16 protein-coding genes and 2 tRNA genes are annotated in these 13,982 nt (G+C 58.8%); 4 read left to right on the top strand and 14 right to left on the bottom strand.

The features are described 5' to 3' along the window. Positions 1-63: 63 nt before the first annotated feature. The 12 genes from BLR31_RS22330 to BLR31_RS21740 form a co-directional block, all read right to left on the bottom strand. Entirely contained in the window at positions 64-807 is a 744-nt protein-coding gene (locus tag BLR31_RS22330; protein WP_143009412.1) for an N-6 DNA methylase, read from the bottom strand. Further along, positions 804-1,562, bottom strand: coding sequence for a hypothetical protein (locus tag BLR31_RS15845; RefSeq protein WP_090597672.1), 759 nt, complete (start codon positions 1,560-1,562; stop codon positions 804-806). The genes BLR31_RS22330 and BLR31_RS15845 overlap by 4 nt, the downstream gene beginning before the upstream one ends. Positions 1,563-2,024: 462 nt before the next feature. Beyond that, positions 2,025-3,257: a tyrosine-type recombinase/integrase gene (locus BLR31_RS15840; protein ID WP_176762709.1), complete on the bottom strand. Its 1,233-nt coding sequence runs from the start codon at positions 3,255-3,257 to the stop codon at positions 2,025-2,027. 312 nt (positions 3,258-3,569) lie between these two features. Continuing rightward, positions 3,570-3,645 (bottom strand) — tRNA-Phe (locus BLR31_RS15835). A 142-nt stretch (positions 3,646-3,787) separates the two neighbouring features. Next, the gene (gene yacG / locus BLR31_RS15830) at positions 3,788-4,000 is read right to left on the bottom strand and encodes a DNA gyrase inhibitor YacG (protein WP_090597670.1); all 213 of its coding nucleotides are present in this window, start codon (positions 3,998-4,000) and stop codon (positions 3,788-3,790) included. A gap of 2 nt (positions 4,001-4,002) precedes the next feature. Beyond that, positions 4,003-4,644: a Maf-like protein gene (locus tag BLR31_RS15825; protein ID WP_090597669.1), complete on the bottom strand. Its 642-nt coding sequence runs from the start codon at positions 4,642-4,644 to the stop codon at positions 4,003-4,005. Between the two features lie 88 nt (positions 4,645-4,732). After that, entirely contained in the window at positions 4,733-4,951 is a 219-nt protein-coding gene (infA, locus tag BLR31_RS15820) for a translation initiation factor IF-1 (RefSeq protein ID WP_004435948.1), read from the bottom strand. Between the two features lie 87 nt (positions 4,952-5,038). Continuing rightward, entirely contained in the window at positions 5,039-5,998 is a 960-nt protein-coding gene (locus BLR31_RS22240; RefSeq protein WP_176762708.1) for a UPF0262 family protein, read from the bottom strand. Beyond that, positions 5,998-7,290, bottom strand: a complete 1,293-nt coding sequence (hisD, locus tag BLR31_RS15810; protein ID WP_090597668.1) for a histidinol dehydrogenase — start codon at positions 7,288-7,290, stop codon at positions 5,998-6,000. Before hisD ends, BLR31_RS22240 begins: the two co-directional genes overlap by 1 nt. A 22-nt stretch (positions 7,291-7,312) precedes the next feature. Continuing rightward, on the bottom strand, positions 7,313-7,777 hold the full coding sequence (locus BLR31_RS15805; protein WP_244505098.1) for a DUF2948 family protein: 465 nt from the start codon (positions 7,775-7,777) through the stop codon (positions 7,313-7,315). A 54-nt stretch (positions 7,778-7,831) separates the two neighbouring features. Beyond that, complete coding sequence (murA, locus tag BLR31_RS15800; RefSeq protein ID WP_090597667.1) at positions 7,832-9,124, bottom strand: UDP-N-acetylglucosamine 1-carboxyvinyltransferase; 1,293 nt, start codon at positions 9,122-9,124, stop codon at positions 7,832-7,834. Between the two features lie 142 nt (positions 9,125-9,266). Continuing rightward, positions 9,267-9,437, bottom strand: coding sequence for a hypothetical protein (locus tag BLR31_RS21740; RefSeq protein ID WP_176762707.1), 171 nt, complete (start codon positions 9,435-9,437; stop codon positions 9,267-9,269). 127 nt (positions 9,438-9,564) lie between these two features. Between BLR31_RS21740 and BLR31_RS15795 the strand changes: the two genes are divergently transcribed. The 4 genes from BLR31_RS15795 (at position 9,565) to BLR31_RS15780 (ending at position 11,157) form a co-directional block, all read left to right on the top strand. Continuing rightward, a tRNA-Thr gene (locus BLR31_RS15795) sits at positions 9,565-9,639 on the top strand. Between the two features lie 85 nt (positions 9,640-9,724). Further along, positions 9,725-10,324, top strand: a complete 600-nt coding sequence (locus tag BLR31_RS15790; protein WP_090597666.1) for a hypothetical protein — start codon at positions 9,725-9,727, stop codon at positions 10,322-10,324. A 114-nt stretch (positions 10,325-10,438) separates the two neighbouring features. After that, positions 10,439-10,768, top strand: coding sequence for a hypothetical protein (locus BLR31_RS15785; protein ID WP_090597665.1), 330 nt, complete (start codon positions 10,439-10,441; stop codon positions 10,766-10,768). A gap of 71 nt (positions 10,769-10,839) precedes the next feature. Further along, a complete protein-coding gene (locus BLR31_RS15780) occupies positions 10,840-11,157 on the top strand; it encodes a BAR domain-containing protein (protein ID WP_090597664.1) in 318 nt (105 codons plus the stop codon). Positions 11,158-11,193: 36 nt separating this feature from the next. Here the strand turns inward: BLR31_RS15780 and BLR31_RS15775 are convergent, their stop codons facing one another. Together BLR31_RS15775 and BLR31_RS15770 are read right to left on the bottom strand one after the other, a co-directional pair. Then, positions 11,194-11,469: a hypothetical protein gene (locus tag BLR31_RS15775; RefSeq protein WP_143009411.1), complete on the bottom strand. Its 276-nt coding sequence runs from the start codon at positions 11,467-11,469 to the stop codon at positions 11,194-11,196. Between the two features lie 40 nt (positions 11,470-11,509). After that, the gene (locus BLR31_RS15770) at positions 11,510-13,819 is read right to left on the bottom strand and encodes a Tex family protein (protein ID WP_090597700.1); all 2,310 of its coding nucleotides are present in this window, start codon (positions 13,817-13,819) and stop codon (positions 11,510-11,512) included. Positions 13,820-13,982 lie beyond the last annotated feature (163 nt).

The following is a 13,982-nucleotide window of genomic DNA, read 5'->3' as shown; positions in this document are numbered from 1 at the left end:
ACCCTGGGCAAAAAAACTGCACTACCTTCCACCAAGCTCCTTCCGGACGTTACTCGATAAGGCTCAAAAACTACCGTGCCATTTCTCAACGAAGTGGTGTGAACAAAGGGGGTCGTGCCGCCGGACAACTTTGCGTCCCCAACTGCCACCCCCCCCTCTTTTCACTACAACGTTGATTGTGGGCTCTTCATTTTGGCGTTGCCTATGATGGCGCAGGCGCACCGCTCTCTTTCGAGGTGAACGACTGAGTTCCACTAATTGAACTTGAACATCACATCCGAGAAAAGCACGCGATACCGGTTCACTGATGCAGTCCATGCCTCTCTCCTCCATAAGATACTCTCTCAGACGAGCGTCTTTCTCGCTAGTAAGGCACGAGGCGGGTAGCAAAGCGAGAATTTGGCCGTCTTTCTCCAAATAATCGACCGCACGAGCCACGAACGCCAGAGCAAGGCTCGAGCGAAAGGTCCTTCCGTTAACTGAAGTACTTGCAGTTTTCGAGCCTCTGCATGTAAAAGGCGGATTAAGTAATACAAGGTCGAATTTGGGCGTCGCGATCGACGATGAGTCGAAAAAGTCCTGCAGCACCACTTCAGCGTGGGGTAGTTTCCTACGGATCGCTTGGATGGCATCACTAGAAATATCCATCGCAAAGAGCCTAGCGCCAGGCCACCTCTTGCTGGCCGAGATCAGCAATGAACCATCACCAGCCGCGAAGTCCGCTATTCGATCGGGACACTTTCGGCGGCAGTGCATTGTGAGCTTATCCGCCAGGTATGGCGGTGTATAAAAGCTGTCATTTGTCAAATCGCTACGGCCCGTTCAGCAAAAAACTCAGCCACATTGTAGACTAAGCACCTATCAAACCCTTTCGTCCTATTCTTCTTGCGCTTCACGTGGTCATACACCAACTCAACTCGATCCCCCTTTGCCAGGAAAAACAACGTAGCACCAAGCGCATGTGGCTTTGTTCCAATCAGCCCGATCTTAATGTGCGCTTTTGGGTATCGCTTAAATATGTCGTCCAAGACATAGAATGCGCTGAACGGACAATTGGATTTGGCATATCGCACCAACCGGTTGCCTCCAGACCTAGCTAGCGGTCCAGCGTTTCCGATATAAGACTTGAAAGGATATTCAGGCCTAAAGCCGGGTGCACCTATCACCGGTATGGTTTTGCGATCAAAGGGTTGGATCTCCTCAAGCATGTGGGAAAATCGTGTTCCTTCGAAGCCCAAGAACGGCACAAAAAGAATATCTTCGACGGGCGGCTCATCGAGCACCGTTACTAGTGGAAGTGGACGAATTCCCTGGATTCTTTCGCTCAGGTCGTAAAGCTCTCCCGCCCGTGGCGTAGGGCTCAGAGTGTAGCTGCTGGGTTCAAGATAGACGACTCTCAATTCGACTTCTTGGTCGAGGAAAACCTTAACCAGAGGGACCCATGTGCTGTGGCCAAGTCCGGTGATATCGAAGTACACTACGCGACCCGACAATGTGCATGCGTGAAGATCCACGAGCGCACCGCAGTTATCCAGTACTTCTTGTTCACCGATAGCTGACATACTAGCCGTAGCTCCATTATGCCTGAATAGAACCGATTCTTAGGTACGCATCTACCTAATTTAATCGAGTTAGGCTGGATGCCAGTCCCGACCAGCATATTGGGAATCAACAATAATTCCGCCACGCTATAAATTTTTGAACGGCAGTTGTTAGATACCTTTCACTACCAACTGATGTTGGAGAAGCCGCCACATCGGCGGCCAAACTTCGGATATCGGGCGGCAGTAATAGATGATTTTCCTGGAGTTGCCGATGTCACCAGCTTCCCGTCTTGGATGAATGGCCGTGCTTGATTGAATGACGGACACTTTTCCGGAGCCGGATACGCCGATTAAAGTAAGCCTGGCGGACGCGTAGTACACCGTTTGCTGCCACTTCGTTCATATTGACGGTGACTTTCTTCTGCAATGCAGCAACTGCCTTTTTGCATGCCACTCCTCGCCATCCAACCGTGCCGGTGCCTAACGCCCCTTCACTGGCAACTGAAACCGCGTGCCGAACCAGTCGGGCGTGAGCTTGTTCACCTCGTCCGTCGCGACGATTTTGGAATAATATTGGTCTATCATCTGCGTAGATGTGCCCGCATTTCGAGCGAGCACATGCGGGTTCACGTTATTGCGGATCTGTTGGGTGATGTAGAAGTGGCGGAATGAGAAGCTGCTGCGCTGCCTGCCATCATCAACGGTGCGAAGGCCGGCTGCTTCGAACAACTGCGCCAAGCCAACCTTAAACGATTTGATGGGCGAACCATCAGCATTGGCGAAAAGAGGGTCGTCGCCATTCGGCTCGCGCTCTGTTTCCAGCATGAAAACGTTTTTTAGGAGGTTCAGCGAAGTTAGGATTTCAGGCATGGTGGCCGTCTCCCTTTCTTTTCCCTTCCCGCGCACATGGAACACGAGAATGTTCTGCGGGACGCCCGCTGCTAGCTCTACCGTGCGTTGCTCAATGTTCCCCCAGCACAGGTTGAACAATTCTGTCGGCCTCAAGCCGGTGAACCCAGCGATATAGCAGAAAGCGTGCAGTTTCGTGCGATCGTTCCGGACATGGCTGTTGATGTGATCTTCGTGGATTCGTCTTTCACTCACATCGAGCAGATGGCGAAACTCCTCCAGCGTGAAGCCTGGCCTTGCCTTCTGCTTTCTCACTTTACTCTTGCGTAGCGCTATCTCCGGTACCTGTGTTAGGTAATCCCTGCGCCTAGCGAAATCGAATATCTGGTTGAACAGCAGCACCTCTTTGGCCAGCGTGCTATCTGTGGGATAGCCTTCCTTAACAGCGCGGCGTATGCGCGTCTCTCGCCCTTTTATGACGCGTTTGTAGACGATGTAGGGATGTTTCGAGCCTGGCCCACTGATCCAGTACTCTCTACGCCAGTCCCAGTACCTTTCTATATCGCCGGTCCGGATCTGATCGATCGCTCGCTTATCGAAATGCCGTACGAAATAGGTGCGAATGATCATTGGGTACTGCTTAGCCTGGTATTCCGCACGCACACCGCGTTCGACCTCCCTTTCAAGCTGCGCAATGAACTCCTCCGCAACTTTGGCAAAACTCTTCGAATTGCTGCGGATCCCATGCTCGGCAAGTAGGCAGGAACTAGCCCACTTTTCTCTGGCTAGCAGTGCAGCTGTATCCTGATCTTTGGTCTTAAGTGAGAATCGTTGCTGCCCCTGTTGCTTTAGACTGAAGCGCACCCACCAGACATCTCCCCGTAGAAATATCTGAAAGCCCTCAGACTGATTCGGATATCGATCATCAGTGAAGTTTAGCATTGCGCCAACTTAGCTTTTCCCCCGCATCAGCACGAGTTCAAAGGCACTGAACCATAAACGCCTGTTGGCGCGTTGGTCGGTCATTGTGCTTGGATCGTGCTAGCGCAAAAAGGAATATCGGCTAAGTCATTGATGTACAAGCACTGTGCTAGGCTGTGCTAATGCATTTATCCGCATAGCTAGGCCATCGCAAACGCAATCAGTGCTACTAAGTGCTTGTTTTTCAAGTGAAAATGGTGCCCAGGGACGGAATTGAACCGCCGACACGCGGATTTTCAATCCGCTGCTCTACCAACTGAGCTACCTGGGCATCGCTGATTTGGGACCCTCGGGCCCCGCGTTGGTGGGCGGTTTATAGGGGGTCAGATTTCGACTGTCCAGCACCCACACCCACTTTTTGCGCAAGGGGCACAAATTCTTTTGGGGCCGCAGGCAAATCGCCGAAACAGGCTCTAGTTGTCCTCTTCACCAGGCATATCGAACCCATCGCCCTCGGGGTCGGTCTCGACCGGATTGCCGGGGATCGCGTAATTGCCCTTGAGCCAACGGTTGAGATCGACATCGGCGCAACGTGCCGAGCAGAAGGGGTGGAATTGCTGCACCGAGAGCTTGCCGCAAATTGGGCATGGCTTTGGCTGACGCAGACGGGTTACGTTATCGGGCATTGTCAGACGCCTGAAAGATTTGCCGGATTGAGCCAGTTGAAATGCACTGGATAGCCTTCGGCGAGCAACAGTCCGACGGTTTCGAGCAGCGGCAGGCCGACCACGGCATTGTAGGACCCGCTCATCTTGACGACGAACGATCCGGCGATGCCCTGGATGGCATAGCCACCGGCCTTGCCGTTCCATTCGCCACTGGCGAGATAGGCCTCGATTTCCTTGTTCGACAACCGCTTGAAGCGAATGCGGGTATCGACAAGCCGCTCGCGGACCTGTCCGGATTTGGAGAGGACGCAGAGCCCGGTAAATACACGGTGCGACCGCCCGGACAACAGGCGTAGGCAGCTCGCTGCCTCGTCCATGGTCTCGGCCTTGGGCAAAATGCGCCGCCCCACGGCGACCACCGTATCGGCAGCGAGCACTATGGCATCGCCCCCGACCCCGGCCTGCCGCGCCTTTTTGCGCACTTCGGTCGCCTTGGCATGGGCGAGCCGCTGCGCGAGCCGCCTTGGCAGCTCGGCGCGTTCGGGCGTTTCATCCACATGGGCTGGAATCAGGTGATCGGGATCGATGCCGATCTGGTTCAATAGGGCCAGCCGTCGCGGAGAGGACGAAGCAAGAATGAGTTCTGGGCGTCCGGATACCATGAGGCTAACCTGGTGTGAGATCACCGGCGGCGTCTTTCAAACGCAGAAGGATCATTGTCCTGCCTTTGAAAAACGCTCCCTGGAGACCTTACTTGAAACGATAGGTGATGCGGCCCTTGGTCAGGTCGTAGGGCGTCATTTCGACCAGCACCTTGTCGCCTGCGAGAACGCGGATGCGGTTCTTGCGCATACGACCGGCAGTATGGGCGATGATCTCGTGTTCGTTCTCGAGCTTGACGCGAAATGTCGCGTTGGGAAGCAATTCCGTTACAACGCCCGGAAATTCGAGCACTTCTTCCTTTGCCATTCTTTCTCCTGAATAAGCCCCATAGGAAACCGGGGCGCGATTTGGCGCGCAAACTAAACGCAAACGCCGATAAATGAAAGGGCCAGTTCAGCCCGACTTCTGAGCCAGTTCGAGCATGTTTGGCAAGGCCTCGCGCAGCCGCGCGTCAAGCTGGTCGCGCAAGCGCCGATAGGCCGCCAGAACGGTCTCCCGCGTCCCTTCGGCCTCGGCCGGGTCTTCGAGCGGCCAATGCTCCATGGTCTGGGCCTGCAGCCCCCGCGCGTCGACCGCGGCCTTGGCATCATCGGCCAACGTAATGATCGCGTCGAAACTGGATGCCACGAGCTCATCCATCGTGTGAGGGGTGTGGACCGACATGTCGATGCCGATCTCTTCCATCACCTCATGGACGAAATGGTCGACCTTGCCCGACCGCACGCCCGCCGAACGCGCGATAATGTGGCCGGGGAAATGCTTTCGCGCCAGCGCTGCGGCGATGGGCGAGCGTACCGAGTTCATCGAACAGACAAATAGTATGGTCGGCAGTTGGCTGTCCTGCTCCGGCACCCGCGCAGCATAGGGCTGGACGGCGCAGATCAGCGTGAACAGCCGGCGCGCGGTTTCCAGATCCATCACCAGCTTGTTTTTCAACCGCTCGATCAGCAGCTCCGCCGCCTGATTGTGCAGCCCGCGCCGCCCCATATCCACAGCCTCGATCTGGAATGTCGAGGCCGAGCGGATCGCTTCGTAATAGCTTTCCCGAATGCGAAAATAGTCCCGGATCAGGCTGCGAAACGGAGTCAGCGACAGATAATGGGCGGCAATGGGCTTGAAAGTTTCCGGATGACGAACGTCGAGAACGATGTGGTTCTGGATGATCGATAAATGCAATGCATATGGGCCCGTCGCCGACACGCGCGCCGGATAGAAGCGATTGTTGTCGATCAGATCATAGCTCGCAATGCGCCATTCGTGCACTTCGTCGGGATCGACCGAAGTGATCGTGTTGGGGTCGAGCGTAACCGTGACGATCCTGTCGGTCTTGGGATCGAAGGGCCGCTTGTCCATCAGCGATTGAGCCTGATCGATACGGACCGCCCGTGCGCCTGCAGCCCCTCTGCTTCGGCAAGGGCCACAGTTGCGTCTGCCAGCTCACTCAGAGCCGCTGGCGTGCAGCCCAAAATTGTGGTGCGCTTGACAAAATCGAGCACGCCAAGTCCCGACGCAAACCGCGCCGAGCGCGCCGTGGGGAGAACGTGGTTCGACCCGCCGACATAATCGCCGATCGCTTCCGGCGTGTGGTGCCCGACAAAAATGGCGCCGGCGTTGCGAATCTTTTCGACCACCGATTGCGGATCATCGAGCGCCAGTTCGACGTGCTCGGATGCAATCCGATTGGCTAGCGCTATAGCCTCATCGATGGTTGCCACCGTTATGATCGCGCCAAACTCGTTCCAGCCAGCGCGTGCCGTATCGGGCGCGCGAAGGGTTCCGATCTGGCGGTCCACCTCGGCGTCGACCGCCTTGGCCAGATCGGCGTCGGTGGTCAAAAGGATCGATTGTGCTCCGCCGCCATGTTCGGCCTGCGCCAAGAGATCGGCAGCGATCCAGGCTGGATTGGCGGTGCTGTCGGCGATGACCAGCACCTCTGACGGTCCGGCAATCATGTCGATCCCGACCGTGCCGAACACCTGGCGTTTCGCCGCCGCGACATAGGCGTTGCCCGGGCCGACGATTTTGTAAACTGGCTTGATGGTGTCTGTGCCGAACGCGAGCGCCGCCACGGCCTGCGCGCCACCGACGCGGTAAATCTCATCGACACCGGCGATTTTTGCGGCAGCGAGCACGGCCGGATTGACCACGCCTTTGGGCGTCGGGACCACCATCGCCAATCGCTCGACGCCCGCCACCTTGGCGGGAATTGCGTTCATCAGCACGGAAGACGGATAGGAGGCGAGACCGCCTGGCACATAAAGGCCCACGGCTTCGACCGCCGTCCAGCGGCTCCCGAGCGTCACACCGATGTCGTCGGTATAGGTGCTATCCTCCGGCATCTGCTTTTGGTGGTGCGCCGTGATGCGGCGATGCGCCAGTTCGAGCGCGCTGCGCACATCTGGATCGACGGCGCGATACGCCTCTTCGATCTCGTCGGCGGTAAATCTAAGCCCCGCGGCATCGAGCGTCATGCCGTCGAATTTGGTGGTCAATTCGATCAGCGCAACGTCGCCGCGCTTGCGGACATCCGCGATTATCGCGGCGACAGTTTCACCGACCTCGACCGAGGCCTCACGCTTGGAGGCCAGTAGGGTCTCGAAAGCTTGGGCGAAGCCGGGTTCGGCGCTCGAAAGATAGGCGGTCATAGGCTGGCGATGGCGTCCCGGATCAGTCGATATCGTGCATGGGCTGGGCCTTGGCCGCCCAGACACCGCCGAGATCGCGAAGGCGCGCTTCGAGACACTCGACTTCGAGCCGCACCCTGCCACCGCCGGCAAAGGTAAGCAAGACTTCGCCCGCCGGGTCGTCCTTCATCGAAAAACTGATCGCCAGCAATTCGAGCACACCGTCCTTGGCATTGATATCGAAGCCTTCGGCATGGGCCGAAGTAACGAAATCGAAGTGCAGCCCGGCCCGCTTGCGCTGCCCCCTGCCCTTCATGCTGCCCGTTTCCCAGGCATAGCGGTTCATAAGCAAAACGAACCGGCGATCCGATTTCGAATACCCCATGTCGCCGACCTTGACGACGGCGTCCTGCACATGGGCGGAAACGATCTCGAGATCTTCACTGTCGATGGCGAGGAGCTTGAGGTCGGTCATGTCAGGTCCGGAAGCGTTTGAGGCGTTGGTCATGGCGCACATCTGGGCATTTATGACCCAAAGTGCAAGCGCCTTTGCACAACTCGCTTAACCTGCAATCCGCTCGATCTCCGCACCGCACCGGCTCAACTTGTCTTCCAGCCGCTCAAATCCACGATCGAGGTGATAGATGCGGTTGACGACGGTTTCGCCCTTGGCCGCAAGGCCAGCGATCACCAGCGATACCGACGCACGCAGATCGGTGGCCATCACCTGGGCTCCCTTGAGTTCGGGCACGCCCGTCACATGCGCCGTCTGCCCATCGACATGGATTTTCGCGCCAAACCGCGCGAGTTCGGCCACATGCATGAAGCGGTTTTCGAAAATCGTTTCCTTGATCGCCGATACCCCGTTCGAGCGCGTCATCAGCGCCATGAACTGGGCCTGCAGATCGGTCGGAAACCCGGGGAACGGATCGGTTTCGACATCGACCGGCAGGATGCCATTGCCATTGCGGCGAATGCGCAAGCCCCCCTCTTCGCTGGTAATGTCCGAGCCAGCGCGGCTCAGGACATCGAGCGCCGATTGCAGCAAGTCGGGCCGCGCATTGCGCAGCAAGACATTGCCACCCGTCATTGCCGCGGCCATAGCATAGGTGCCGGTTTCGATGCGGTCGGGCAGCACTTCGTGGATGGCCCCGTTGAGCTTGTCGACGCCTTCGATCACCAGCCGTTCGGTGCCGATGCCTGTAATCTTGGCACCCATGGCAACAAGGCATTCGGCCAGATTGGAGACTTCGGGTTCGCGCGCCGCGTTCTCGATGATCGTGGTCCCCTCGGCAAGGGTTGCGGCCATCATCACCACATGGGTTGCGCCGACGGAAACCTTGGGAAAGCGCACATTGGCGCCCTTGAGGCGGCCACCGGGCGCACGCGCTACGACATAGCCACCATCGATATCGATCTCCGCGCTCAGCTGGCGCAGACCATCGAGATAGAAATCGACGGGTCGCGTGCCGATCGCGCAACCACCGGGCAGCGAAACGCGGGCATTGCCCTCGCGCGCCAGCAGTGGGCCGATGACCCAGAAACTCGCGCGCATCGTCGAGACCAGCTCATAGGGCGCCGTCGTATCGACGATGTCAGACGCCGTGAAGGTGATGCGCTGGCCGCCCATGTCGGTATCGCCACGGCGACGACCATGCACGGCGATATCGACGCCGTGATTTTCCAGAATGCGCTCGAGCTGTTTCACGTCTGCGAGACGCGGCACGTTGACCAGCACCAGAGGCTCGTCGGTCAAGAGCGACGCGATCATCAACGGCAGGGCGGCATTTTTGGCGCCGGAAATGGGAATTTCGCCGTTGAGTTCGTTGCCACCAACGAGTCGGATACGGTCCATCGATTGCTCCTAGGACGTTGCAGTCTTTGTTGTTTCCCGCCCCGCCACGATTTTGGCGCGGACGAATCGCCGCGCACAGGCGACGAACACTTCGATGCCTGTGGTATCGCAGCGTGAAAACCGCTGCAAGGAAAGGCGATGGTCAGGTCTTTTGGCCGGCGTCGTCGCGCTCGTCGGGTCCTTCGGGTGGCGCGGGCTGCTCCTCGCCTGCCGATGGCTCCGCGCTCGAACGCGCCTTGGCCTGCGCCTTACGGCGCCGCAAGTTTTCCCGCAGCTTTGCGGCCAATCTTTGGTCGCGGTCCGAACCGGTCATCACAAGCCTCTCCTGCACGCGAAACTGAACCCCTAACTGCCCGCTTTTTGCCCTTGCGTCCATAAGGAGGGTGTGGCAGTAGAGGCCCGCATTCGGGTGGCGCCTTCGCCACGCCGCGCAATCCAGTGCTGCCGTAGCTCAGGGGTAGAGCACTCCCTTGGTAAGGGAGAGGCCGAGAGTTCAAATCTCTCCGGCAGCACCAGTTTTCCTAAATCCTCTTCGTCATCTGGCCACCTTTATGGCAACGCCATCGGCATTTACGCGTTAGGGCTCTAAAGGAGTTTCCTATGCGTCTGTTTGTGCTGCCTGTTCTCACTGCGTGCCTTGCGGTTCCCGCGGCGGCCCAAGAGGTTTTGACCTTGCCCATCCCGGAGGTACAGGACGCTCCAGTGATCGTTCTCGAAGAGGTGCTGCCGCCAGCGCCCGAATCCACCGAGACCGTTCCGGAAAACCCTTATTATGACGACCGCTCCACATCAGCATCGATCATTGACTCGCTCTACAACGCCATCAACCGCCAGGAATATCTGCGCGCGTGGTCGTATTTCGAGCAAGCATATTCGGATGCAGATATCGAGGCGATGCAAGCTGATTTCGATGCCTTCGCCGCAGGATATGCCGATACGCAATCGGTCGACATCCTGATCGGCGCGGAGATCACCGAAGGCACGGCGGGCACGCAATATTCGGCCATTCCCGTCGCCCTCGCGGCCACTCAACGCGATGGCAGCACCGAAAGCTTTGCCGGCTGCTACACTTTAAGCCTGCCCCAGCCAGGAAATCAGGCAACGCCGCCGTTTAGGCCCCTCTCGATCGTGTCGAGCGAGCTTGCTCCGGCAGAGGGCGCGCTCGAGGCCATCCTTCCCGCCAGTTGCACGCCGCAGTAGCCTTCTGCGGCAGTTCGGCAACATCGCACACTATCCTTTTTCGCCTATGCAGCTTTTCGTTGAGAGCCGACTGAATTTACGATTGGGTGGGTTTGCGACTGGGGATTAGGTTCGATGATGCGCGTGCTGCTGGGGCTGGCAATCGGAATGGCGGGGCTTGGCATTCACCCGGCTGCGGCCCAAGGGTTGTCCGAAATCGACGCCATCAACCGCTGCGAGGCCTTCGTCGAAGAGTCACTGCGCCCCGAAATCGGAGCCGCGTTCAAGTCGAGCTACAAGATGGTCTGCTATTTCGGCCTGATCGATCCGGAAATCCAGGCGGCGACGGAACTGGTCTGTGACCGCGTAGCCAGCGCCCTTGGGCCCGCCCACCGCATTATCGCGTCCTTCGCATGCCATGGCACCTATGAACTCTATCGTCGCGAGGCGGCCGGCGCTCAATAGGCGTATTTCTGAAAAGGGAACCGCAGGGTTCCCAGTTCGTTGTGAGTTCAAATTCGCAACGGAGACGACGCATGGCCGATTTCAGCTTTGCCAATGGCATCAACAAAAACCTCGACCATCAGGTTCGCGATCTGCGCAAGCAGCTTCAGAGCATTTCCAAGACCCTCGCGGATAACGGCATCGATTTCGACGAACTGAGCGATGAGGCCGAAGATTTGTGGCGCGGCGCTCGCAAGAACGCGCGCAGGGCCAGCAAGCAGGTCCAACGCGACATCGAAATCATCAACAAAGCCGCCCACAAGGCGCCCGCCGCCACCGGCACCGTGCTCGCCGTGGCCGCCATCGTGGGGTTCGGTCTCGGATATCTCTACCACATCAGCCAGCGCTGATTTGGGCGTAGAGAACACTATTTTGGCGGCCGGGGTCTAATCCAGCCGCCCCCAGTGGTCGTCCCACTTTGCATCGGGGCCGAGGTCGATAACGATTTCGGCCCCGCCGTCCATGTTGGCGGCCTTGTTGCGTGCTAAAGCAAGCGCCTCTTCGACGGGCATCTCTTCGCTTTGTTCGATCGTGTCTTCGGCCACATCGGCGGGGTCGGACACCTGCCGGATAAAGGCGCGCGGTCCCTCCGGGCTGTCGAGCACCCTTACAACAATCGTGCCTTGGGTCTCAGACCCGGTGAACGCCCGGAATTGCGACATGGATATCTCCAGCATCATTGGATAGGGAAAACGACGCCGACTAGCGCTTGTTCCGCATCGCTTCTGCCAGCGCCGCCCCCAGTGCGCCAGACGCAGCCTCACTGGCCTTAACAGCGGGTGGCCGACTTCTGGGCGTTGACCGGTCGTCACGCTTTGGTTGAGCATTCGCCCGCTCAGGAGCCGCATCCCTGCGCATCGAAAGGCTGATGCGTTTTCGCTTGGCATCCACTTCGAGCACCTTGACCTTCACGACGTCGCCGGTCTTGACCACCTCATGGGCGTCCTTGACGAATTTGTCGGCAAGTTGAGACACGTGGACCAATCCGTCCTGATGCACACCGATATCGACGAAGGCTCCGAAGGCGGCGACATTGGTAACTGTCCCTTCGAGCATCATGCCGGGTTTGAGATCTGATATCTCTTCGACCCCATCGGCAAAGGTGGCCGTCTTGAATTCCGGGCGTGGATCGCGGCCGGGTTTTTCAAGTTCGGCGAGAATATCGCGCACCGTGGGCAATCCGAACGTCTCATCGACGAAATGTCTGGCGTCGAGATTTTTCAGAGCCGCTGTGTCGCCCATCAGGGCGCGGATATCGCGGCCACACGCAGCGACGATCTTGCGCGCCACGCCATAGGCTTCCGGATGGACCGAGGACGCATCGAGCGGCTCGGCACCGTCGCGGATGCGCAGGAACCCCGCCGCCTGTTCGAACGCCTTGGGACCAAGACGCGACACCGACAAAAGATCCTTGCGCGACGAGAACGCGCCATTGGCGTTGCGGTGCGCGACGATCGCCTCTGCCAGCGAGGTGCCCAGCCCCGACACCCGGGCAAGCAGTGGCGCCGAAGCTGTATTGAGGTCGACTCCCACGGCATTGACGGCGTCCTCGACCACCGCATCGAGCGATTTCGCCATGCGGTACTGGTCGACGTCGTGCTGATACTGCCCTACTCCGATCGATTTGGGATCGATCTTCACCAGTTCCGCAAGTGGGTCCTGAAGCCGGCGCGCAATCGATACGGCACCCCGCAAGGAGACGTCGAGATCGGGCAATTCGTTCGATGCGGTCTCGGAGGCCGAATAGACCGAAGCTCCCGCTTCGCTGACAACGACCTTTAACGGCTTGGGCGCTGGCACCCTGGCCAGCATTTCAGCCGCCAATCGCTCAGTTTCCCGGCTGGCGGTGCCATTGCCTATGGCGATGAGTTCGACCTTATGGCGAGCGACGAGCGCCATTAGCACGGCGATGGCGCCCTGCACATCGTTGCGCGGCTGGAAAGGATAGACCGTTGCCGTGTCGAGCACCTTGCCCGTCGCATCGACGACAGCGACCTTCACCCCGGTCCGAATTCCAGGGTCCAGCCCCATCGTCGCCCGATTGCCGGCCGGCGCGGCAAGGAGGAGGTCCTTGAGATTGCGCGCGAACACCGTGATGGCCTCGTCCTCGGCACGCTCGCGCAACCGCCCCATCAGATCGACCGACAAATGGAGCCATAGCTTCACGCGCCAGCTCCAGCGCGCCACCTCCATCAACCATTGGTCAGCGGGACCGCCATCGGCGCGGACGCCGAAATGCGCGGCGACCATAGCCTCGGCAGGCTTGTACTTGCCGTCCGCATCGGCATCGAGTTCGAGATCGACGCTCAAGATCTCTTCATTGCGCCCGCGCAGCATCGCCAGCGCGCGGTGGCTCGGCACCTTCGCCCAGGGTTCCACGTGGTCGAAATAGTCGGAAAACTTGGCGCCCTGCTCGGCCTTACCCTCCATCACCCGCGCGCGCATCATGGCCTTTGCTTCCATATAGGTACGCAGCTTCCCGATGAGGTCCGCATCGACCGCGAAGCGTTCGGCCAGGATATCACGGGCCCCATCCAGGGCAGCCTTGGCATCCGGCACCTCGTCGGACAGGAATTTTTCAGCCTCGGCCAGCGGTATCAGCGTGCGGTTGCCAAACAGCGCGTCGGCCAATGGTTCGAGACCGCGCTCTCGGGCGATCTCCCCCTTGGTGCGACGCTTGGGCTTATAGGGGAGATAGATATCTTCCAGCTCGGACTTGGTCGTAACGCGGGCGATCTGGGCCGCCAGGTCGGGCGTCAGCTTGCCTTGCCCGTCGATCGACTGGACGATCGCAATCCGGCGCGCCTCGAGTTCACGCAGATAGCCGAGGCGTTCGCCCAGCGTGCGCAATTGCACATCGTCGAGCCCGCCCGTCACCTCCTTGCGATATCGTGCGATGAACGGCACCGTGGCGCCGCCATCAAGCAGGTCTATTGCAGATTTCACCTGTTCGGGACGTGCCGCAATTTCGGTGGCGATAAGGGCGGTGATGGCTTTGGTCGTGTCGGTCATGGTCATCCGGATCGTGTCGAGGGCGCGACATTACGGATCGATTGTGGCGCTGGCAAAGCGCAACAAGGACGCGTCCACAACGATAAATGCATCTGCCAGCCTGTGACCCCCGGGCAACACAGGGCGCCTCTCGGCACTGCCTCACTCGTCCGTTACCGGTCTG

It is taken from the genome of Pelagibacterium luteolum (assembly GCF_900100665.1).
GTDB lineage: Bacteria > Pseudomonadota > Alphaproteobacteria > Rhizobiales > Devosiaceae > Pelagibacterium > Pelagibacterium luteolum.
The sequence above is the reverse complement of the archived record's forward strand: the minus strand, read 5'-3'. Positions and strand labels throughout refer to the sequence as shown.

Bases quoted from the DNA above. Each gene is read 5' to 3' on its own strand.
- BLR31_RS15845 (WP_090597672.1), bottom strand. From the start codon at position 1,562: ATGTCAGCTATCGGTGAACAAGAAGTACTGGATAACTGCGGTGCGCTC.
- yacG (WP_090597670.1), bottom strand. From the start codon at position 4,000: ATGCCCGATAACGTAACCCGTCTGCGTCAGCCAAAGCCATGCCCAATT.
- BLR31_RS15825 (WP_090597669.1), bottom strand. From the start codon at position 4,644: ATGGTATCCGGACGCCCAGAACTCATTCTTGCTTCGTCCTCTCCGCGA.
- infA (WP_004435948.1), bottom strand. From the start codon at position 4,951: ATGGCAAAGGAAGAAGTGCTCGAATTTCCGGGCGTTGTAACGGAATTG.
- BLR31_RS22240 (WP_176762708.1), bottom strand. From the start codon at position 5,998: ATGGACAAGCGGCCCTTCGATCCCAAGACCGACAGGATCGTCACGGTT.
- hisD (WP_090597668.1), bottom strand. From the start codon at position 7,290: ATGACCGCCTATCTTTCGAGCGCCGAACCCGGCTTCGCCCAAGCTTTC.
- BLR31_RS15805 (WP_244505098.1), bottom strand. From the start codon at position 7,777: ATGACCAACGCCTCAAACGCTTCCGGACCTGACATGACCGACCTCAAG.
- murA (WP_090597667.1), bottom strand. From the start codon at position 9,124: ATGGACCGTATCCGACTCGTTGGTGGCAACGAACTCAACGGCGAAATT.
- BLR31_RS21740 (WP_176762707.1), bottom strand. From the start codon at position 9,437: ATGACCGGTTCGGACCGCGACCAAAGATTGGCCGCAAAGCTGCGGGAA.
- BLR31_RS15790 (WP_090597666.1), top strand. From the start codon at position 9,725: ATGCGTCTGTTTGTGCTGCCTGTTCTCACTGCGTGCCTTGCGGTTCCC.
- BLR31_RS15785 (WP_090597665.1), top strand. From the start codon at position 10,439: ATGATGCGCGTGCTGCTGGGGCTGGCAATCGGAATGGCGGGGCTTGGC.
- BLR31_RS15780 (WP_090597664.1), top strand. From the start codon at position 10,840: ATGGCCGATTTCAGCTTTGCCAATGGCATCAACAAAAACCTCGACCAT.
- BLR31_RS15775 (WP_143009411.1), bottom strand. From the start codon at position 11,469: ATGTCGCAATTCCGGGCGTTCACCGGGTCTGAGACCCAAGGCACGATT.
- BLR31_RS15770 (WP_090597700.1), bottom strand. From the start codon at position 13,819: ATGACCGACACGACCAAAGCCATCACCGCCCTTATCGCCACCGAAATT.